The following is a 21,177-nucleotide window of genomic DNA, read 5'->3' on the forward strand; positions in this document are numbered from 1 at the left end:
TTGATCGGCCCTCCACAAGCCGACCTCCTATGAATCACGCAAACTCTCTCTTGGGAATTCCAAAAACTCGCCCGCCGCTAAAAACCTGCCAAAGTAGTGCTAGGAAACCCGACTGCAGTGACGGTTCGGGCCTCACTCACCTGCCAAGCCAATATCCGCCGGGTCGGTAACCGCCGCCTCGAAAATCTCAAGATAGCTCTTACGCCTCTGGGCTCTTGTGGAGGCGCGCTTGCGAACCTTCCCGCCGATAATTTCCTTTAGCTTCTCGGCCGTTGGCTAAGCGCCGTTCATTTTTGGCGAAACGCTTGGCGATGATCCGGGTAACCGTTGAATGGCCGAAACCGCTTCGCAATAGTTTCGCAATAGCGAGGTCGCTCGACCAATTCGGAATGATCCGGCATTGTTGGTGACGTAGCCGGTGAACTCTGAAAAAGCCCGTGATGGGAACATGGACCAGCGAGGCGCTTCGAATGGGGCCGGAAACTGCGTACGCCACCGCCGGAAATATCCGTGCTATCGCGGTGGCAAGCTCACCCGCGCAGGGAGTCGAGGGTTTTGAGGCAGACTTGGATGCGTCAGAGACTTAAGCGGCTGCAGGTGAAGCAAACCTTTTGGAAGTGCTTTGCTTTGGCCGGACGCACACATTGTCAACGAGCCGGATGTCCCCCAGCCATGCGGCCACGAGGATGCGTGCCGATCTGTCCGCGGCGTCGAGCGGCGCGAGGTCATCGTCGGCCCGCAGTTCAAGATACTCGACTTCTTTGTAGCCGGCCGCCAGGATTGCCTGCCGCGCCTCAATGAGTACGTCGTCGGCTGTCGCCCCTGTCGCCAGCCGCTCGGCCAACGCGAACAGGATTTCCGCGAGGCTCGGCGCCGCCTGTCGCTGTACGGACGAGAGGCGAAGGTTGCGCGACGACATTGCCAGACCGTCGGCTTCGCGCACCGTCGGGCAAGCGACGATCTCGATCGGAATATCGAGATCGCGCGTCAGCCGGCGTACGACGTGCAACTGCTGGAAATCCTTCTCTCCGAAGAAGGCCAGATCGGCGCCCGTCTGCAGAAAGAGCTTGGCTACGACAGTTGCCACGCCGTCGAAATGGCCGGGACGGTACGCACCGCACAACCCATCGCTCACCCCGCTCACCGAGACCGTGGTGGCGAAACCTTCCGGATACATTTCAGAGGCATCGGGTGCGTAGAGCATATGGGCACCCAGCGGCGCGAGCTTGGCAGCGTCCTCGTGCTCCGTTCGTGGATAGGCGGCAAGGTCAGCCTCATTGTTGAACTGTCTCGGGTTGATGAAGAGTGTCACGATCACCCGATCCACGCGCTCTAGTGCCGATCGCACCAGGCTGAGATGACCTTCATGCAGCGCGCCCATCGTCGGCACGACGGCAACCTTGAGGCCTTCGCGACGCCAGGCTGAAACAATGCTGCGCAATTCCGCGACAGTCCGGACGATCGGTATGCTCACGCTGCCTCTCCTCCTTTGACGGTTTTTGGCGCATCGCCGAAGACATGCTCGGCCGCTGGAAAATGGCGCTCGCGTACATCCTGCGCATAAGCCGCAACCGCCGCTTCGGCAATTTGTCCGAGCGCTGCGTAACGCTTGACGAATTTCGGGCGGAAGTCGCCGAACAGGCCAAGCATGTCGTCGACCACCAGGATCTGCCCGTCGCACGCCGGCGAGGCGCCGATTCCGATCGTCGGGACGGCCACCTCTTCGGTGATCCACCGGGCGAGCGGCTCAGGCACCTTTTCCAGAACGACCGAAAAAGCACCGGCCTGCGCCACTGCCTGGGCATCGCGCCGGATGCGCTCACCATCCTCGCCCCTGCCCTGCACACGATAGCCGCCGAAGGTATTGACCGCCTGCGGGGTCAGGCCGACATGGGCCATGACCGGTACGCCACGCGCGGCGAGGAAATGGATCGTCTGCGCCATTGCCTCGCCACCCTCGATCTTGATGGCCGCACAACCGGTCTCGGCCATCACCCGGGCTGCGTTTCGGAAAGCCTGCCCGGGACCTTCCTCATACGAGCCGAACGGCATGTCGACGACCATGAGCGCACGCTTGAGGCCACGCCGCACCGCCTTGCCGTGTAGGATCATCATGTCGAGCGTCACGCCGAGAGTCGAAGGCAGGCCGTGGAGCACCATGCCGACGCTGTCGCCCACCAGCACAACATCGCAGTGCGGATCGATGAACCGGGCGACCGGGGTCGTGTAGGCTGTCAGGCAGACGAGCGGAGCCTGGCCTTTACGCAAGCGAATGTCCGGCGGCGTGATCGCCTTGGTCTCAGCAGATATGCTCAAGCGAAGCCTCCTTCCCTAGCGTTATCCATCGCGGGTGTCGCCTTTGGCATATTTTTGTGCAACTGCGAAGAGCAAAACGGCTACCTCTCGGGATTGGCGCCGAAAGGCATGCCCACGACCATCGGTGCAGTCCCAGCCCCGACTGCACCCTTGCCAGGCGCATTCATTCAGCTCCAGCGCAACGATCAAATTGGATGATAGGCGATCCCGCACTATGGCGGTACTTTCGCCGACAACCGCAGTGCCGCAGTGCCGATCAGCTTCGCCATCAACGTGATATGGGCGGGAAGCGTTGCTACCAACCGCGGTGCAGGACGAGCATCGCAATAGTCTTGCCTGGGCTTTATTGCTTTCCGCGGCAACCGCCACTATGTAGCGACGCTTCCCCGACTGTCTTTCAAGCCATCTGGAGAGTTTCATGACGGAAGAAGCCAAAAACAACATCGACACTCTCATCGAGCTCACCGCCGATGTCGTCTCAGCGTATGTGTCCAACAATCCGGTCCCGGTAGCTGATCTCCCTGCCCTGATCAGCCAGGTCTACGCGGCACTCAAAGGCACTGCCGGCGCCAGCGTTTCCGCAGAAGAAGCGGAGGCTCTCAAGCCTGCGGTATCGATCAGGAAGTCGGTGACACCGGACTACATCATCTGCCTTGAGGACGGCAAGAAATTCAAATCGCTGAAGCGCCATCTGTCGACCCATTATGGGCTGACGCCGGACGACTATCGCGCCAAATGGGGTCTGTCGGCGGATTATCCCATGGTCGCGCCGAATTACGCCGCAACGCGTTCGGCGTTGGCCAAGACGATGGGGCTCGGCCGCAAACCGAAAGAGCCGGAAACGCCGGCGCCAACGAAGCGGACCCGCAAGAAGGTCCCAGCTTGATTTCAGAAATCGAGGTTTTTCTGGAGCGCGCAAGCTGCCATCGGCACCATCTGCATCTGCCCGGAATGTGAAAAGGCGGGGTCCAGCCCCGCCTTCCTTTCAAACAGCTTTGGCTTCCCAGCCTGGATGCACCTTGTCCATCGGCTGTTGCCAGGACGCTGGAGAAGATTCAGCCAGCTTTGCTGAGGCTGCCAGCAGAGGACTTGCCAGTGCGGCGGTCCTGTTCGATTTCATAGTTGATCTTCTGGCCATCGGCGAGGGTCGAGAGCCCCGCTCGCTCAACGGCGGAAATGTGAACGAAAACATCCTGACCGCCATTGTCAGGCTGGATAAATCCAAATCCCTTACTGCTGTTGAACCACTTCACGGTTCCAGTCGCCATATGCGTGTTCCTTTGTAACAATTGCAACGTGGGCAGGCCGTCCGGCCAGTCCCGATTCATAACCGAACTTTGGAGTTGGGCGCAGCAAAAAACGAAAAATTGCAAGGCCCAGTAGATCGGCGGCCGGCAGCTCGCTCACTGCAATGACCCTATTGTCAGCAAGCACGTCCTGCGCTCTCGCTCTCGCGCATGGCCCAGAACGACCCGCGATCTGAAGCCCGGGCGGTCTCATCGCTCCGAGGAATTGCAAAGCCAGGTCTAGCGCTGCCGGGCCGACGTAGCGAATGTGGCACCGACGGCCACCGGTCCACCAAAAAGCCATCAGCACCACCAGGCCGCGGCGTGTTTTTCCATCGGCCTCTCTCCCAGACGGGGTTGGTTACGGTGTCACGACTCGCAACTTGGCTGCTTCATAATCGAACGAAACGCGGTTCCGCCCACGTTGTTTCGCTTCAAAAAGGCATCGTGCGGCAGTGCGGAGGACATCCTGAGTATCTGCACCATGAGGGATTTCCGCACCACCGATGCTGACGGTCACCTTCACGCCGTCTTGTTGCCCTTTCACGCCAGGAACCCGCTCGATATGACGACGGATCTTCTCCGCAATGGTCTTTGCCTGCTCTTTGCGGATGTGGCGTAGCAACACCCCAAACTCTTCCCCGCCAAGGCGACCGATCCCGTCTCCTGGGCGCGTTGTATAGATGAGCGCCTTCGCAATCCGAACCAGAGCTTCGTCACCCTTGGCATGGCCGTGCTTGTCGTTGATTGACGAGAAGTGATCGGGATCGATGAGGAGAAGGGTGTCGCATTCCCCTTCATCGCGGCTTCTATCCATCCTTGCGATGAATTCACCGCGACTAAGAAGTCCTGTCATCGGGTCATGACTGGTGACGAAGGTGAGCCTGCTATGCGTCTCTTTCAGGGCTGCATGAGACTTCTCCAACTTGTCGCATGTTTCCTGGATCGTTTCCGCCTGGGTGAAAATGTAGGCACTGACCGGCATCCCGATGAGGATGGGAATGAAGGTGCATTCCACCCAGCTCAGCCAGTCGATCGGCATCTGCAGCGCAAGCCGAGCCGTAAAAGACAAACCGAAAGTTGCGACGACTGCAATTATCGTCACGACTATTGATTTGCCCAGAATACGCCTGCGACGCGGTGTCATGCGGTTCCTTTAGATACTGGCGCTGAACAAGCTCTTACGAAGTCCATTAAGATTATTTCGGACGCGAAAGGCAAGGAAGCGCAACTGTCGCCGTTCAAGGTCGCGACAGCGAGCGGTAGCTGACAGAGCGGCGAATTTTAGCAACGGTTAAAATTCGAGTTTTTCGAATCTGCCGGCGTTAGTTTTCGGATGCTACCCAGCCTTCACAGATGGTGAGCGTGGAATATGCGTGGTCCAGGTTGGATTAGAGATATACGGCAGGCTGAGGCTCAGCACCTGCGAGATCGAATAGCTTGGCTTGAATGCGAACTGATTTCTGCGGCCGCGTCCAAAGGCAAATCCAAGTTGCAAAACGTTGGTCACGAGCTTCGTTCGCAGAAGGTTCGACTGGCACGCCTCGAACAATGCATAGCGTGGATGCCGAAGCGGCTCTAGTGTCGCGCCCACATGCGAGGGGTAGATCCGAAGATCGCCGTTGTGGCGGGACCCCGGCTCGCGGTCCGATTATTCACACGCCGCCGCTCGCTCAACAGGGCCACTCAGCGGGGCACGACCGAAAAATCGCCTCAGATACAAGGCATGGTCCTGCATCCATCCCCATGCTACCTATCGTTGACCCAACATAGCCTGAGAGCTATATTCGGTAAGAGAGTCGGCATTTCCGATAGTTCGATAGAGCGTTCGGGATAGCACAATCGAGTTGTTGACTTACCTCGTAGCCATCGCGCGACCCCTCTCGCAAATCTAACGTTTCCGTATAGACGGAAGTGCGGGCGCCAACATTACGGAGTCAATTTCATGGGACGCGGTCTCGATAGCGTCATCGCATCCTTTCCGCAAAGACCGCGGGATCGCATCGATGCGCGGTATACGGAGGAGATCCAGGAGGTGGAAGGTCTTCGGGCACTGCGCCGGATCGCAGGCAAGGCCCAAGCAGATGTTGCGGCCGCTCTGAAGATCAAACAACCGTCTGTTTCGAAGATCGAAAACCAAGTTGATATGTACGTTTCGACGCTTCGCAGCTATGTCGAAGCCGTCGGCGGAAAGCTTGAGTTGACGGTCAGGCTGCCGAAGCAGCCGACCGTGCGTATCCATGCTCTCGGAGAGATCGCTGCCACGATCTCCGAAAATCTCGCCCCTCCCAAAACTTCTCTCGCCAAGGCCGGACACCGCGGATGACCCAACCAATCCGCAACCTTCCGCGAAGCTATCGCTACAGAACGCTGAAGGCCGGCCGCAATTTTGAAAGGCGTTGAATTCCATGATTGGCATCGAAACACGAACCGCAGCAGGCATTCTCACGCTCACAGCGTTGCGCGGCATCGGGCCCGCCACGGCTGAACGCCTTGCGGAACGATTTTTGCTACTTGACGCAATCATCGGCGCCGAGCCTGCGAAGCTTCGATCCGTCGTCTCGGCTGCCGTCGCCGAAAGTCTTCACGAGCCGACTGCCATCGTCAACGCCGGCGAGAAGGCGCAGCGGGTGCTCGACGAGGCTCACCGTCGTGACGTGCGTGTGCTTTCCATCTTCGACGTCGACTATCCGGACGCCCTTCGCTCGCTCTCCGATCGTCCGCCCATCCTCTTCGTCAAGGGCACTTTGCCGCCCCGTCGGAGCGTCGCCTGCATCGGTACTCGCGAGCCCTCCGAGTTCGGCGAAATCGTCAGCGACAGGATCGTGGAAACACTAGTTGCTGCGAATTGGGCGATCGTTAGCGGTCTGGCGACCGGCGTCGACACACTGAGCCACCAAGCGGCGCTGCGCCATGGCGGGCAGACCATTGCCGTATTGGCAGGCGGTCTTGACGGAATCTACCCAAAACAAAACACCAAGCTTGCCGACGAGATCCTGGAGAGGAACGGCGCACTGGTCAGTGAGCAGCCTTTCGGCGTGCCGCCTTCGCCGCGTAATCTCGTTCAGCGCGATCGCCTGCAGAGCGGGCTTTCGATCGCGACCTTCGTCATGCAAACCGACATCAAGGGCGGGTCGATGCACACCGTCCGCTTCACGATCCAGCAGAACCGCTTGCTGTTCGCGCCAGTACCGCAGGGCCGCCATGCCGCAGAACCCAAGAGCCAGGGCATTCTCGCGATGACGCAGTTTTCGGCGACCCGCTTCGCTGACGCCGCGCGCGCCGGAGGCGACTATCGGCGCATCCTAGTTGAACGATATCGCAACGACCCCGTGGCTGTGCCGCTCGCCAGCAAGGAGGATTACACCTCTATGCTAGAGCTGCTGGAAAATCGAGTGGCTGGTGATGCAGCTCAGGACGCGCCGGTTCGGCCATCGTCGCCCGCGCAGATGTCGATGCTCTGATCATGCCGAACGTCTTCCTCTTCGACCTCGATATGACGCTCGTCGACAGCTCGGCGCTTGCGCATCTGCGACGCTCGCAAATGTGGGATGCCGTTCGTCAGAATATGAATCTGATCCGACCTTTTCCGGCGCAAGGCCGGGTCGCGCCGCATGAACTTCCTGCCCTGCTGCGGGCCGACGGACAAGCAGTTGGCATCGTTACGTCGTCGCCTGAATGGTACGCGACCGCTGTTCTTCAACAGTTCCGTATCCCTTATGACGTGCTGATCAGCTACGGCGACACCGAGAATCACAAGCCCGATCCTGCGCCGATCCAGGAAGCACTCCGGCGCCTTGGCATCGCCGCAAGTCGGGACTCGCTCTACATCGGCGATGATGTCGGAGACGTAGAGGCCGCCTACCACGCCGGATTGGCCTCTGTAGCAGTCCGCTGGGGGCCCACGTCGATCTTCGAGCTTTCGTCCAGTGCGCCCGACATTTTCGTGTCGAAGGCCTCGACGCTGCTACGCCGAGACCGCATCGGTGGGCGCGGCTACATCGGCGAAGCGCTGACCAGCAATTGGCCCTTCCACAGCCATTGGGGCTCTATTCTCCATTGCGACGACGAGCCCGTCGTTTATGCACTCGGCCGCTATTTCACGGCTTCCGATCCACGGCATGCGACGAGTGCCTTGAGCGCGGCCGTGTTGTCTTTGAAAAATAATGACAGCCAGGCGCAAGTCCTCGGCGAATGCGTTGGCCGCGCCGTCGACCTTTTCGACTGGAAACCCGACTGCATCATCCCCGTACCCATGAAGCCGTCGCAGGAGCGCAACCGCTTCAAGGAACTGCTCGAAAGCGCTGCCGACCATTTCGACGAGGATATTGAGGTCGAACTCAATGGCCTGAAAACCGTCAAGGAGGTCGAAGGCTATAAGCAGATGAACGCGCTGGAGCGTGCGGAGGCCATAAAGGGTGCCTTTGACACGGATTACACTTGGGGTGGCGCCAAGATTCTGCTGCTCGACGATGTCTACACGACCGGAGAGACGACGAGAGAGTGTGTGCGCATTCTTAACGCCAACGGGGCCGGCGAGGTCCGGGTGATGGCGATCGCCAAGGATCAGCGCGTCTTCGCGCGCAAGACCTGTTCCGCCTGCGGGCGATCGATGAAGATACGCGAGAATCACGCGACGCACGTAAAATTTTGGGGCTGTTCGGGTTATCCCATAACTGCCAGCACACGGAAGACTTCTAACCCTATCGGGTCTGGACACCTTGTCCGGACTCTCCGGCGCCTGGTGGCGCGTGCCTGCCATCACGAGTTGAAGGCCAGAAAGGCTCAGCGCTGGCCGCAGAAGGCCCGGATCGTGCCGCGCAGGGCATGGACCGGCACGCTGCGGATCCATGCCGGCCACCTCCCCGGCCGGCACGGCAGCGATTCATGCATTGGCGGCCGGAGGTGGAGCAGAGGCGAGCACGCCATGTCCCAGCCGCGAATGCTTGAACACCCACTCGACGCCTTCCTTGCCCCGCCCCAGCAAGCTCAAGGTGGCACACGGAATACGACGCGCATCAAACTTGCGCTGCAGAAATTCTGCCTGACCCAAGTCGTGAGTTGAAAGCAGGACCTGATAGTCCTTCTGCTGCACTAAGTTTGCAATGAAGTCGGCGAACGCGGCCGCGTGGATGGCGTCATTGTGCTGAAGCGGATCGTCGAGGATCAATGCGCGCCAGCGTGCCCATGGGTAGGTGAGACTTGCAGCACATAGCATACTTACCGCCAAAGCCGCCATCTGCCCTTCGCTGTGCACGAGCAGCGGGTCAATCTGGCCAATGGCGGCCGGCACCTCTCCATTGCTCGATGCGCTCTGCTCAATTTTCTTACGCCTGACATGAAGGTCGATGCCAACGCGAGGGTCACACAGGATTGCCCTGTTGATCTGTTTCATCAGCGCGTCGAGAGGCTGAATGTATTCAGCGTTGAACTCTTCGACCTCGCGTGCAATGTCGGTGCTTGCGAGACTGGCGATTTCCTTGGCTTGCTTCGTCGCCTCTAACTGCCGCTGCTTCTCGGCCAAATTCTTTTCACCCACGTCGCGTATCTGATCGCGCTCGCTGTTGGGCGCCAAGTCGACCGCCAGGCGCAGGCGTTCGAAGGTTCCTCGATGGGCCTGTTGACGTGCCCATGCCTCACGACCTTCACGAAGTCGGCGATGGATCAGCGTCGCTTCCTCGACGGCACTCTCGGAAGCGGCCAAATCTTGATCGACACCTTCTAGATCCAACACCGTCGGACCGTTCTCCAACCATCCAAGCTGATGCCATTGCGATTGAATGCGCTGCGCCTCGGAAACGGCTTGCGCAAGCTGCTTTTCTAGCTCCTCGACCCGCGCTGCTGCGCTCGCGACCGCCTGCTGTGACGACGCTGCACGCGCATCGAACTCGGTGGAGACATCACGAGCCGCGTCGGAAGCTTCCTGAGCCCGCTGTAGCTCGTGGGCGACAGTATCGATAGCGGATTCTAGCCAGTCCGCCCGGAGCTGTGTTGGCTCGCTCGGAAAGATCACTGTCGTACGAGTTAAAACTTCCGTAGCAGAGGCTTGTTCGGCTGCAGCGAGATCGGACAGACGACGAGCCAGCGTTTCCCGCTGGCGTAACGCGTCGTCGCGCCTTCTGATGGCATCACCCAGCAAGGAGGAAATATCGTCTGGTGCCAAGCTAGAGATCCAACGCCCGCGACGGTCGCGTCTTGCCTGGAGCGCCTGGATTTTCGATACGAGCTCGAGACGATAGCCCTCAAGGCTACTCAAGTCTGCGGGACCTACCCAGGCGATCCTTTCGAGCAACTGGTCATTGTGAGACTGTTCGGAAGTGAGTCGCTGGCGAGTCAGCCGGATTTCCGATTGAAGTTCTCGCGATGTTCTGAGCCGATCCGTGGCAGCGTTCAGTTCGGTCTGTGCGCGGCGTGATGCTTCTTCTTGCTCGACGAGCAGCGGTGCCAGGCGCGCGGCCGCAAGCGCGACGCGTTCGTGCAGCAGGTCCGCATTGTCAAAGCGGGTAGCGCAAACCGGACAGTCACAAGCATCAACCGGCAGGTGGGTGGCAATCGTGGAAACGGCTGCGGTCAGCGCACTAACTGACTTCTGCATTTCCGAAAGCAGCGATCCCTGTACATCTGCTACCCGGTGTGCTTCTTCTAAAGCGTCCGCGGCAGCGTCGACTGCCTGATCGATGGACGGGTTCCTCAGCTCCATCGACGCCAGCGTCCGCCGCTGAACGTCTAAGCTGCTTGATCGTGCGATCCATTGGGCACACCGGTCGACCTCTTCTCGCAATGAGGCGATTTGGTTGTCGGTTGAACTGATTTCGCTCTCGAGGCGCGCAATGATCTGGCGCCTGCGCTCAACTCGTTCGACCTCGTTTTCTGTGCCTTTGAGCGACCGCTCCGCGTCCGTCAGCGAAATTGCAAATCGCCGATGCTCATCGCGCAGCTGCGCAAGGCGCGCTGTAGCCTCGCGTAGCTGGACGAGCTGCATATGCGCGTTTCGCGTGGTCGCAAGAGCTTGCAGTTTCGTCGCGGCCTCCCTGCGCTTGGCAGCAGCATCGGTAGTGGCTTGCGTGGCCGCCGCGGCTGCCGTCGCAAGTTCGCGCTCCGCCTCCAACGACGCCGCTCTCTTCTGCACTACTTCGAGCGAGTTCCGGCCCTTCTCTTCCAGCACAAGCCGCGATTGCGCGATCGCTAGACGACGGTTTCTGACCGCTCCAGCTGAGGTAGCTATTGATGTCTGCAATGCATCGTCGCTAAAGCGGTCAATGCTTATGGACCCCGGCACGTTGCTTCCAATCACCGGCGACACGCGACTCAGGGCACTAGCGATCTGTTGAACAAGGTCGCGCGCGGCGCCATCGTCGATTGCTCCCGAAGCGTGAGCACCCTTCCAGAGCTCGGTCTCTTGGGAGAGGAGGTTTCTCAGGTCATTGATGTCTCGCTCGAGATCACCGATCCGCTTCGTGAATGCGCGTGCGGCGGCATTGCTGCCTTTCCCATGCATTGCGATGCCGATTGCTTCAAGTTCGGCACTTTGCGCCGCCTCCTTCAGGATCTCGAAGCGCTCATCAGACGATCGATGCGTCAGCCGAGAAAGCGTCGACTGCCCGAGGAAGTGAGTAAGGAGTAGATAGCGATTGAGAGCGCTAATCTGTGGTTTCCACGCATCGGTCCTGAGATACTGCGAGACGTCATCCACCCCGGCCAGCGTGGAGATGACCGCTTGGGGCGAGGCAAGCTGACGTTCAATCACCTTGCCGTCCGAAAAACTCATCGCGACCGATGTCGAGCCGGGTTCATCACGCCAGCGGCAGAGGTACTTGCCCACCTTGTCGTACCCATTGGCTGGACGGAAGTGGTCGATATTGTCGGTGAGCGTCCACTCCAGTGCATCAAAAAGCGACGACTTGCCCAGTCCATTGCTTCCGTGGACGATTAGCACGCTCGGCCGTGCCGCCAGTTCTACCTTGAGACTTGCGAAGCTGCGGAACTGCACAAGCTCGATACCGGTGAGATAGACTTGGCTCATTGTGCTGCCTCTCTTGCCGAGACCAACTCTACAACCAGAGCGTCGGGATCATCCTTCACTCGCCTCACAGCGCTGACCCATTGCTGGGCGACTTCGTTTGTTAGCCCGTGGGCGACCAGGGTCCGCTGAGCCAATCCTTGGTTGTTGTCCAGTGGCGCGTTAAGGCTCTCGTCGGCCTCGCGCCACGGTGCCGCAAGAAATGTCCTGGTGAGGAAATCCTTGTACGAGGCTTCCATCGCCCCCGTGTCAGGAATCCATATGATCTTGCGACAGACCGTCTCGTCCCGCTCCGCAAGATCTACAACGCTGCGCCAATCCGCGTCAGGCGAAGGATTGGTCGCGCAAAGCATCAAGTGGGCGTTGATGACTTCCTCGGCGCGCATGTATGACCGCGCAATGACCATCTGGCTATGCAGCCTGCGGAGCGACGCTTGCATCTCCTCCACGCTGCCAAGCACCACCGGCGCAACGATTGTCGGATAGTCGCCAAGTCGTAGACCATAGGTCCCAGCGGGAAGCGGAACCGTGGTCTCGTCCGACCGGCCACGGAACTTAGCAAGCGTGAATTCGGGCACGATCGCCGTCGTCCAATCTAAAACCTTGGCGGATTCAATCAGCCGGTAATTGAGCTCTTCCGCCGTCATTTCGACACACCGTTTAGCTGGTCGTCCTGACGCTGGCGCAGTGCGGCGAACTCTTCAGCCACAGCCTCTTTCCACTGGGCGAGGTCACCAGCCAAACGCGTTCGCCAGTAACCGGTATTTTGAATAATTGCCGGGCTAACACGTCGCGCGGCCCTCATAGTTGTTCCAATGGTGCCCCCGTCGAGAACACGGCCCGCGGGGTTTCGGACGTCAACCTCGCCGCTGGCCGAAAGAATCAGCGCGTCGACACCCCAGTCGTCAGGTTCCGTCCGGATTGAGATTGGATCAGAACCGATCACTTCGCATCCCGTGCCCAGTGCAACGGCATCGGTTGCAAAGCTAAGATTGCCGCGCTCGACCGATATAGGTGCAAACGGCTGCTGACAGTGCGCTGCCATGATCATGATGAGCGCGTTCGCCATGCGCTGAATACTACCATAGTCACCGTCCCATGGGCTGATTGCCTGCTGATCGACTTGAGCGAGCCAGCGAAGAAAATCAAAGCGTAGCGTGTGGTTCGCATCCAATATTTGCTGCCACGAGTTCCAGGCCTTGCCGACTTCAGCAAGTAGTGGAGCCGACAATTTCCCCAATGGAGGGGTTTGCCCCTGCGCAATGGCCTGTTGAACACGTCCGTCCAGCGCCCGCATAAGGCACGCATCGACACTGGGCATTATTTGGGCGCCGTCATAGTCCTGGGCCGCTCGCACGGATGTAGGAGCGGGTGCTGTGCCGATCCCGGGTAATAGCTTTGTCCACTCGGTTGAAACGGCCGGGTACGCCCGGAGATCAATCTTGCCGGCACTACCTCTGGTTAGCCGGACGAGATCTATCGCCTCCGGCAGCTGGTTTGGCAGCACGTGAATATCAATCGTGACGCGCTTAGGGAGCTGCTCGCAAGCGAGCGCTACTTCGGCCAATTTCTTGCTGCCGCGCTCGATCAGAACATGCGCAGCGGGGTCAACCAGGATTTCTACAATTCGCTTTGCTTCATCGGCCTGAACAAGCTGCTGCTGCTTGGATGCGTAATCCGCGATTTTCTGAATTCGCAGTTCTTCGAACAGTTCGAAGGTTGCTTCGTCCAGTACTGGGGGGGCCGCCAGACCAGGTGTAGCGGCAAGCAGTGGAGTCAGGTGCGCCTTATAGTCAGCCAGAAGCGTAGCGGCGGGGGCGTACCTGTTCTCTATGTCAGGCCCATGACGCAGTACGACGTGCTTGAATGAGCCGACATACGGAGTGGTGCCGAGGCTGATGCCCACCAGCGCGGTACCAGCCGTTGTTTTCTTCGTATCTTTAACAGACCCCCTCGTACGTTGGACTGTGACGCCTTCACCCCGAGCTGCTTCGAGCAGCGCGAACACCATGCAGTGGTTAAGCTGCGACGCCCGGCCGGCAGCAAACAGGGGGCCACTCGAGTTGATTGTGACGACCCGGTCTTTGCGGAGCATGGGGCGCAGCCGATCCAGCACGCTATGCATCTCCAAGATTGGTAGAAGATTAGTGCGCAGGCTCACCTCGATATCTTGTTCGAACGCCGCCCCGGTGAAGATGATGTCCGCCGCGATGCGAAGTTCGTCGCCTGGAAAGAGCCCAAGGAAGCAGCGCGTAAAGCTGACATGCTCGAACCCATCGACTAGGAGTCCCAGTGTCTCCGTCAGCGCGCCGTCGCCATTGCCGCTGACGATATAGCTGGCGCCTGAGACTGGTTCAGTTGCCGACGTGCCGACCGAACCCGGCCGCCAATAGTCTTCGGGTACCACGTCGCCAGACGACCGCTCATCTCCGAATCCCATGGCGAGGACGACGTGCTGAAAGATGCGGTTTTGAAGGCCGTCGGGAGCTCCAAAAGTAAGCTGCCAGGCCGCACCTGATGGCGCAATTTCGACCAGCTTGTGGCTTGGCCGAAACGTCAGGTTGGGCAGCGACACGTCAATCTTCGAGAACTCGCCGCGCAGTGCGTTACACACGATACCGCCCGTCCCTGCCGACCAATCCATTACCGGCAGGCCAGCTCGATCGTCGAGCGACCCTCGAGTGGGCCATTCATATATGTGCGGATGAAGAAGGCGCGACGACGCACTCTGTAATTGCAAAATCTGCGACGCAGGATCGTATAGCGTCACCTGCTTGTCGAGCAGGGCAAGTGCACACGCAAGGGTCGAACCAGCAGCGCCAGCGCCTACGACCGCGATCTGATGACTAGCTTTGACAAGATCTAGCCCGTGCATCGCTTGGGCGAGCCGCAGGGCGCGAACCTGTTGCGAATAGAAAGTGATGCGAGGGTGGAAGGGACCAACGAAATAGACTGCCTTTGCAGACGGCGTCTGGGAAGCGTTAATCAGGTCGACGTGATCCATCACTATGGTTTCCATTAATATTTACTTCCATCAGCCGCACGAGAGCGCGGCTAGCATTGTGACTGGGAGCCCAGACTTATATTGATAGATTCGTCCAGCCGCACAGCCGTCGCCAAAGCAGGTGATACGACCGCAGCCTAGTTGATGCCCCTCTCCTGCTTACTTATCGGGTATTGGAAAGTCGCGCCAAGAAAGTTTTCAATCAGCAAGGCCCGCACTTCGCGGTTGCGTGTTGCTTTGCTGTTTCAGCCACCAGCGGGCACTGGACGTTGAACGCCGGTTGTCACAGCGCCATTTGCATGGAGCCGTGGCGAATGAAATCTGACCGCTTGTCCGATCGCGGTGCATGACTAGTCAAGCTTGGTTAAACACTGCGGATTATGATAGGATAGAGCAGGCAGCGACCTTGCCGGATCGCCGAACAGCTGTCACGAGGACGGTTGCCCTTACAGGGAGCGATCTGCCTCACTTCACAAGCCGCAAATTTCCCCTTCTGGGGGTTGTCAAAGCATTTGGCGTGGATGGCACGCCCATAGTCACAAGGCCAAAAAGAAGTTTGACAACCTCTGATTCAGGAACGGACAGGTTGCTCGAAAGTCGATCCACACCGGCCCCATCCTGACGGAGATTATCAAGGACCTTCTTCCACACCTGCGGCTGCTCACGGCACATCTGCATTGGTTCATCCGTTCGCCAACCCCGCCGAGAAATCTCCATAAACAACTGCTGATAGGTCCACTTCGATACCAAACCGAGTTCATGAAGCCGATACGTCATTGCGGCCACTGAAACCGACCACGCTCGCTTAAGTTCGACAACTTTTGGCAGCCCCGTGATGCGACCTACCGCCCGTAGAGGACCTTCTGGCATAAGGAAAGCCGCAGCGAATTCGTTCGCTTGTTTTTCGGCCTCAAGACCATTTGGCGCCGCGTGCTTGTGCAAGACAAGATGCCCTAACTCATGGGCAGCGTCGAAACGGCTTCGCTCGGCAGACTTTTGGGAAATGAGAAATACGTAAGGTTTTTCCCCACGCCAGACTGAAAAGGCATCAACCTCCTTTCCATCCTCGCCTAGGGAAAAGACGCGCCCCCCCTCAACTCCAGAAGGTGCACCATGTTCTTGATGGACCGGTTGCCAAGGCCCCAAAAATCACGGAGGCCGGCTGCAGCACTTTGAGGTGTGTCTTCTCGCATATCGGGCACAGCAGAGACGGGCAGATCAAACTCTGTATCCAACCAGTCAGACATCAAGAACGCAATTGCCCCTGCGGCAATCGCCCCGTCTCGCTGGCGGGCCGTCATTTTGCTCATCGATCGGAAGCTGACCCCCTCTTCGCGCGGAATGTCCAGATCATCCGACAGAAAAAAGGAAAGGGGAAATCCCAAAGTGCGAGCAAGCTTCTTGGCAACATCCTCGCTCGGAAGATACTCCCCCGCTTCATAGCCCGTGACCGTACGTGGTTCGATACCAGTCTTTGCAGCGAGTTCTTTCATCGTCAGGCCGGCCCGCTTACGAGCCACGGTAAGCCGCGAAACATTATGCCGCCTTGCGCTTCACCGGCACATCAATCTCGACGTCTTCGATCGGGTCTTCGACCGGCACTCCACCGTCCACACCCGGCAACGGAATGAAGATGCGCTCTCCCCAGTCAGTTATAATCCGGGCCGGTGACGGCGCGAAGCTCGCTGCGCCCGTCTTTTGCCTCCAAGGTTTTCACAAGCTCGCGATGGGACAGCAGGCCGTGCTGCAGATTGATGGCAGCCAGCGGCGCTGGAAGCTGGCGCAGATAGGTGGCCGGCGCGCCGACCAGGCTGGCGAGTTGGCCAAAACTCCAATGCGTGGGTGCAACAGGGGCATGCGCATCGGGCAGCATTAGCCACAGGCGCTCCCGATCGTCGCGGCTGGCGTCGACGCGGATCAGTTCGCTTTCGACGAGGCGGGTCTTGATGCGTTCGGTTCGCCATTTCACCGAATTATGGAGATCGGTGAGAGAAAGGTAGCGCTCGTCGGCCGGCCGATTGAACCACTCCGACGACACGCGACCGATACGCTGGCCGCGGCTGACGTCGACCTTGTAACCGGCACGCGCGTTACGGACGGGCGTGTGAAATTCCATTTGTGTCATGGTTGCTGCTCCGCGGCGGACGCCGGGAGCCTCTCTCCCGGACCTTCACCCGCCGCTGCAGGCCCGCCCGCCCTCTACCTCTGCCGGCATCCCCGCCCGCCGCCAGAAGCGCCGGCATTGCAGCAGAGTTTGCGCCAGGTGGCTGGCGCACGAAGTGTGAAGGCCGGCAAGGTCTGCTGGCCCTATTCGGCCCTCGGCAATACATGTATGAAACGAGCCGACGTCATGGCAGGCGCAGACCGCACCAAGCTCGGTATTGAGGGTGTAATTGGATGTCGAGCAGGTTCGTCCGACCCGTGGTGGTGCAAGTTGGCCGACATGACCGTGAGCGCGTCATTTTCGATGTGAACGACGCGGCCACGATTCTGCTCCGGAGCTTCCATGATCAGACGAAGAAGCGGAAACTGGCTATGGATGCATGCCTTCAGGTTCTGCGTGGCGAAGCCCACCCGCTGGTTGCCAGACGGGCTTTCGTTGTGGCGGCGTTAGAAGCGAAAATTCTGCGCAGTGATTGAGTTCCAAGACTATAATAGCCTCAATTACTTCAAAACCCCCGCAAGAGCAGTAACGCAGACAAATAGATCGAACGAACGCTTACTCTTGTAGCCGCGATACATAGCTGCGTATCGAGTGCTGCGCTCGTCGCGCAAGATTGATTCGTTGGATCATCCGCCAAGCTCAGGTTTGTGGCGGAGGTCTTTCCGGTTGGTGGAACGCAACCCTGTCGTCGCCGCCCAGAAGGGCCGCACTGCTTCTCCGGCACGCCGTCGGCGCTGCCCCCCTTTGCGGATCTTCACGACGACGGGCTCGCCGTCGATGACCTGCATGAGGGCCTCTGGAGTTGTCGAAGAAGAAGCCGCCTTCACGCACAAGCCGCAGGACATCGACCGCTTCGTGCCGCACCAGGCCAATGCCCGCATTTTTGATGCCGTAGGGAAAACCTTGGCCTTGCCGATTGTGCTGTCGTCAAGACGATCGCCGAATACGGCAATTCTTCCGCGGCGACGATCCCGCTGTCGCTGTCACTGGCCAACCAGACGAAGCCATTTCGGCCTGGCGAAAAAGTTCTTCTGGCTTCGGCGGGAGCGGGCTTGAGCGGCGGCGCTGCCGTCGTCGGAATATAGCCGAGCGGTGGGCGCCCACAGGACAAACTGTCCGAGTGAGATGGATGGCCGGTCGACAGGCGCTTGACAAAGCGGCGCCGGCTCGTTCAATTCGAGGCATTCACCAGGGGGGTCCCGACAAGGGGCTGAGATACTGCTGGCTTTCGCAGCGCAGTGACCCGTTGAACCTGATCCAGTTCATACTGGCGTAGGGACGGTGCAAGCGCTTTGCGGGAGTTTATGCCCGAAGACCTGTCTCGAGCAGGTCGGCCAAAGCGTTTTTCATCCTTCCGGCACAGAACTGGGTCTCCAATGCAAATGAGCAAAGGAGCCTCAAATGAATGCCTTGACCCCAGCGGTTTCCACGGGACCGCTGCCTGCCTCACGAAAAATCCACAAATCCGGCGTCCTCCATCCACAGATCAGGGTGCCGATGCGCGAAATCTCCGTCCACCCGACGGCGGGCGAACCGCCCGTGACGGTCTACGATCCATCCGGCCCATACACCGATCCGACGATCGAAACGAGCATTGAGAAAGGCCTCACACGGCTGCGGCAAGACTGGATCACGGCGCGCGGCGATGTCGAGGCCTATGACGGCCGCCATGTGCAGCCGGAAGACAACGGCTTCGCCGTGGGCGAGCGTCTGACGCCAGAATTCCCCATTCGCAACAGACCGCTCAAGGCCAAGGCTGGGAAGGCGGTGACCCAGCTTGCCTATGCCCGGGCCGGCATCATCACGCCTGAAATGGAGTTCGTCGCCATCCGCGAGAACCTTGGCCGCGAGATCCTGCACGGCAAGCTGCAACGCGACGGCGAAGCCTTCGGCGCGGAGCTTCCCGATTTCGTCACGCCGGAATTCGTGCGCGACGAGCTGGCGCGCGGGCGCGCGATCATCCCCGCCAACATCAATCATCCCGAGAGCGAGCCGATGATCATTGGCCGCAATTTCCTGGTGAAGATCAATGCCAATATCGGCAATTCCGCCGTCACCTCCTCGATGGCCGAGGAAGTCGAAAAGATGGTCTGGGCGATCCGCTGGGGCGCCGACACGGTGATGGATCTGTCGACCGGCCGCAACATCCACAACATCCGCGAATGGATCGTGCGCAATTCGCCGGTGCCGATCGGCACCGTGCCGCTCTATCAGGCACTCGAAAAGGTCGGCGGCATCGCCGAGGACCTGACTTGGGAAGTCTATCGCGACACCCTGATCGAGCAGGCCGAGCAAGGCGTCGACTATTTCACCATCCATGCTGGCGTGAGGCTGCCTTACATCCCGCTCACGGTGGAGCGGGTTACCGGCATCGTCAGCCGAGGCGGCTCGATCATGGCGAAGTGGTGCCTGCACCATCACAAGGAGAGCTTCCTCTACGAGCATTTCGAGGAGATCTGCGACATCTGCTGCGCCTATGACGTTTCGTTCTCGCTCGGCGATGGACTTCGCCCCGGTTCGATCGCCGACGCCAACGACGCCGCGCAATTCGCCGAACTGGAAACGCTTGGCGAACTGACGAAGATCGCATGGGCGAAGGATTGCCAGGTGATGATCGAAGGGCCTGGCCACGTCCCCATGCACAAGATCAAGCAGAACATGGACAAGCAGCTCGCAATCTGCGGTGAAGCGCCCTTCTATACGCTCGGGCCGCTGACGACGGACATAGCGCCGGGCTACGACCACATCACGTCGGGCATCGGTGCCGCGATGATCGGCTGGTTCGGCACCGCGATGCTCTGTTACGTGACGCCGAAGGAGCATCTTGGGCTGCCGGACCGCAACGACGTCAAGACCGGCGTGATCACCTACAAGATAGCCGCGCACGCCGCCGACCTCGCCAAGGGCCACCCGGCGGCGAAAGTCAGGGATGATGCCCTTTCCCGCGCGCGCTTCGAGTTCCGCTGGGAGGATCAGTTCAACCTGTCGCTCGATCCCGAAACGGCGTGCTCCTTCCACGACCAGACTTTGCCAAAGGAGGCGCACAAACTGGCGCACTTCTGCTCGATGTGCGGGCCGAAATTCTGCTCCATGCGCATCTCCCACGACATTCGTGCCGAAGCGCAGAAGGAAGGAATGGCGGCGATGGCGGAAAAATATCGCGATGGCGGCAATCTCTACATGCCGGTGAGCGACAGCGCGCCCAAAGGACCAGGGCCGTCATGAGGGTGCTGGTCAAAGGGGCCGGCGTCGCCGGCCTCACGGCGGCCTTCGAATTGGCCAGACGCGGCGCGGCGGTCACCGTCGCCGACGTCCGGCACGGCCGTGGAGGCAATGCATCGTGGTTCGCCGGCGGCATGCTGGCGCCGTGGTGCGAGCGCGAAAGCGCCGAGCAGCCGGTGCTGGATCTCGGACGCGGCGCCGCCGACTGGTGGGAGGCGGTGCTGCCTGGTCAGGTGACGCAGGCCGGAACACTGGTTGTGGCGCCGCCGCGTGACAGCGGCGAGCTGGACCGCTTCGCCGGCCGCACCTCGGGCCATCGCTGGCTCGATGAAGCGGAAATCGCGCGGCTGGAGCCCGATCTCGCCGGGCGTTTCCGGCGTGGGCTGTTCTTCCCCGGCGAGGCGCATCTCGACCCGCGCCGGGCGATGGCGGCGCTTCACGACAAGCTTGTCGCGATGGGTGTCGACATCAGCTTCGCCACGGACGCGCGGCAGCTTCCCGGGTTCGAGCACGAGATCGACTGCACGGGAATGGCGGCGGACGACGGAAGGCTGCGCGGCGTGCGCGGCGAGATGATGATCCTGCACACGCCTGATATCGCGCTATCGCGCCCCGTGCGGCTGCTTCATCCGCGCTTTCCGCTATACACGGTACCGCGCGCCAACCATCGTTTCATGATCGGCGCGACGATGATCGAGAGCGACGGCGCTGGACCGGTCACGGTCCGCTCTATGATGGAGCTTCTGGGCACGGCCTGCGCGCTCCATCCAGCCTTCGGCGAGGCCGGTATCGTCGAGACCGGCGTCGGTGTTCGCCCGGCCTTCTCCGACAATCTGCCGCGTGTCGAAGCGCGTGGAAACACCGTCGCCATCAACGGGCTTTATCGCCATGGCTTTCTTCTCGCGCCAGCCATAGCGCGGCAGGCGGCCGAACTCGTCTTCGCTGACGAACCCATGGAGCTTGCCTGATGAAATTGACCGTAAACGGCGAAGCGCATGAGGTTGCCGCCACCACGCTGGCAGAGCTGCTTGCAGCGCTCGACTATGAGGGCGATTGGCTGGCGACGGCCGTCAACAGCGACCTCGTGCACAAAGCCCATCGGGCGGAGTTCCAGTTGAGCGACGGCGACTGGATCGAAATCCTCTCGCCGATGCAGGGAGGCTAG

The 21,177-nt window shown here is 59.9% G+C and carries 17 protein-coding genes, 3 pseudogenes and 1 riboswitch; of the genes and pseudogenes, 9 read left to right on the top strand and 11 right to left on the bottom strand.

The genetic code is table 11. From position 1 onward, the window contains the following. Positions 1-583: 583 nt before the first annotated feature. Positions 584-1,474: a pantoate--beta-alanine ligase gene (gene panC / locus ACFFNA_RS36155; protein ID WP_378924759.1), complete on the bottom strand. Its 891-nt coding sequence runs from the start codon at positions 1,472-1,474 to the stop codon at positions 584-586. Beyond that, entirely contained in the window at positions 1,471-2,316 is an 846-nt protein-coding gene (gene panB, locus ACFFNA_RS36160; RefSeq protein WP_378924761.1) for a 3-methyl-2-oxobutanoate hydroxymethyltransferase, read from the bottom strand. The genes panC and panB overlap by 4 nt, the downstream gene beginning before the upstream one ends. A 418-nt stretch (positions 2,317-2,734) precedes the next feature. Between panB and ACFFNA_RS36165 the strand changes: the two genes are divergently transcribed. Continuing rightward, positions 2,735-3,202, top strand: a complete 468-nt coding sequence (locus tag ACFFNA_RS36165) for a Ros/MucR family transcriptional regulator (RefSeq protein ID WP_378924763.1) — start codon at positions 2,735-2,737, stop codon at positions 3,200-3,202. Positions 3,203-3,371: 169 nt separating this feature from the next. Here ACFFNA_RS36165 and ACFFNA_RS36170 read toward each other — a convergent pair whose 3' ends face one another. Further along, complete coding sequence (locus ACFFNA_RS36170) at positions 3,372-3,584, bottom strand: cold-shock protein (RefSeq protein WP_095081581.1); 213 nt, start codon at positions 3,582-3,584, stop codon at positions 3,372-3,374. Between the two features lie 379 nt (positions 3,585-3,963). Continuing rightward, positions 3,964-4,749 carry a GGDEF domain-containing protein gene (locus ACFFNA_RS36175; protein ID WP_378924765.1) on the bottom strand — a complete coding sequence of 262 codons (786 nt, stop codon included), beginning with the start codon at positions 4,747-4,749 and terminating at the stop codon, positions 3,964-3,966. Positions 4,750-5,547: 798 nt separating this feature from the next. Between ACFFNA_RS36175 and relB the strand changes: the two genes are divergently transcribed. From relB to ACFFNA_RS36190, 3 genes are all read left to right on the top strand, one after another. Continuing rightward, positions 5,548-5,928 (top strand): type II toxin-antitoxin system RelB family anti-toxin, encoded by a 381-nt coding sequence (gene relB, locus ACFFNA_RS36180; protein WP_095090296.1) that lies wholly within the window; start codon positions 5,548-5,550, stop codon positions 5,926-5,928. A gap of 82 nt (positions 5,929-6,010) precedes the next feature. Then, positions 6,011-7,066, top strand: a complete 1,056-nt coding sequence (locus ACFFNA_RS36185; RefSeq protein WP_378924767.1) for a DNA-processing protein DprA — start codon at positions 6,011-6,013, stop codon at positions 7,064-7,066. Between the two features lie 2 nt (positions 7,067-7,068). Beyond that, complete coding sequence (locus tag ACFFNA_RS36190; protein ID WP_378924769.1) at positions 7,069-8,667, top strand: HAD-IA family hydrolase; 1,599 nt, start codon at positions 7,069-7,071, stop codon at positions 8,665-8,667. A 33-nt stretch (positions 8,668-8,700) separates the two neighbouring features. On the opposite strand, the pseudogene ACFFNA_RS36195 reads toward ACFFNA_RS36190, so the two are convergent. The 6 genes and pseudogenes from ACFFNA_RS36195 to ACFFNA_RS36220 all read right to left on the bottom strand — a co-directional run. Beyond that, positions 8,701-11,625 (bottom strand): annotated as a pseudogene (locus tag ACFFNA_RS36195) (AAA family ATPase); the annotation flags it as partial. Beyond that, a complete protein-coding gene (locus tag ACFFNA_RS36200) occupies positions 11,622-12,269 on the bottom strand; it encodes an ABC-three component system middle component 1 (protein WP_378924771.1) in 648 nt (215 codons plus the stop codon). The gene ACFFNA_RS36200 and the pseudogene ACFFNA_RS36195, both read right to left, overlap by 4 nt. Beyond that, positions 12,266-14,626, bottom strand: a complete 2,361-nt coding sequence (locus ACFFNA_RS36205) for an ABC-three component system protein (protein WP_378924773.1) — start codon at positions 14,624-14,626, stop codon at positions 12,266-12,268. The genes ACFFNA_RS36200 and ACFFNA_RS36205 overlap by 4 nt, the downstream gene beginning before the upstream one ends. Before the next feature lie 465 nt (positions 14,627-15,091). After that, complete coding sequence (locus ACFFNA_RS36210) at positions 15,092-15,772, bottom strand: ImmA/IrrE family metallo-endopeptidase (protein ID WP_378924775.1); 681 nt, start codon at positions 15,770-15,772, stop codon at positions 15,092-15,094. After that, the gene (locus ACFFNA_RS36215; protein WP_378924777.1) at positions 15,697-16,119 is read right to left on the bottom strand and encodes a helix-turn-helix domain-containing protein; all 423 of its coding nucleotides are present in this window, start codon (positions 16,117-16,119) and stop codon (positions 15,697-15,699) included. Before ACFFNA_RS36215 ends, ACFFNA_RS36210 begins: the two co-directional genes overlap by 76 nt. 161 nt (positions 16,120-16,280) lie before the next feature. Next, positions 16,281-16,751 (bottom strand): annotated as a pseudogene (locus ACFFNA_RS36220) (hypothetical protein); the annotation flags it as partial. A gap of 272 nt (positions 16,752-17,023) precedes the next feature. Here ACFFNA_RS36220 and ACFFNA_RS36225 point away from each other — a divergent pair. After that, on the top strand, positions 17,024-17,266 hold the full coding sequence (locus ACFFNA_RS36225) for a DUF982 domain-containing protein (RefSeq protein ID WP_378924779.1): 243 nt from the start codon (positions 17,024-17,026) through the stop codon (positions 17,264-17,266). 150 nt (positions 17,267-17,416) lie between these two features. Here ACFFNA_RS36225 and ACFFNA_RS36230 read toward each other — a convergent pair whose 3' ends face one another. Beyond that, positions 17,417-17,578 (bottom strand): hypothetical protein, encoded by a 162-nt coding sequence (locus ACFFNA_RS36230; RefSeq protein ID WP_378924781.1) that lies wholly within the window; start codon positions 17,576-17,578, stop codon positions 17,417-17,419. A 43-nt stretch (positions 17,579-17,621) separates the two neighbouring features. Between ACFFNA_RS36230 and bioZ the strand changes: the two are divergent. The 4 genes and pseudogenes from bioZ to thiS form a co-directional block, all read left to right on the top strand. Then, a pseudogene (bioZ, locus tag ACFFNA_RS36235) lies at positions 17,622-17,875 on the top strand (3-oxopimeloyl-[acyl-carrier-protein] synthase BioZ); the annotation flags it as partial. Between the two features lie 95 nt (positions 17,876-17,970). Next, positions 17,971-18,087: riboswitch (TPP riboswitch) on the top strand. 104 nt (positions 18,088-18,191) lie between these two features. Continuing rightward, positions 18,192-20,015 carry a phosphomethylpyrimidine synthase ThiC gene (gene thiC / locus ACFFNA_RS36240; RefSeq protein ID WP_378924783.1) on the top strand — a complete coding sequence of 608 codons (1,824 nt, stop codon included), beginning with the start codon at positions 18,192-18,194 and terminating at the stop codon, positions 20,013-20,015. Continuing rightward, complete coding sequence (gene thiO, locus ACFFNA_RS36245; RefSeq protein ID WP_378924785.1) at positions 20,012-20,980, top strand: glycine oxidase ThiO; 969 nt, start codon at positions 20,012-20,014, stop codon at positions 20,978-20,980. Before thiC ends, thiO begins: the two co-directional genes overlap by 4 nt. Beyond that, complete coding sequence (thiS, locus tag ACFFNA_RS36250; protein WP_095090305.1) at positions 20,980-21,177, top strand: sulfur carrier protein ThiS; 198 nt, start codon at positions 20,980-20,982, stop codon at positions 21,175-21,177. The genes thiO and thiS overlap by 1 nt, the downstream gene beginning before the upstream one ends.

This window comes from Mesorhizobium kowhaii, from assembly GCF_042431665.1.
Lineage (GTDB): Bacteria > Pseudomonadota > Alphaproteobacteria > Rhizobiales > Rhizobiaceae > Mesorhizobium > Mesorhizobium kowhaii.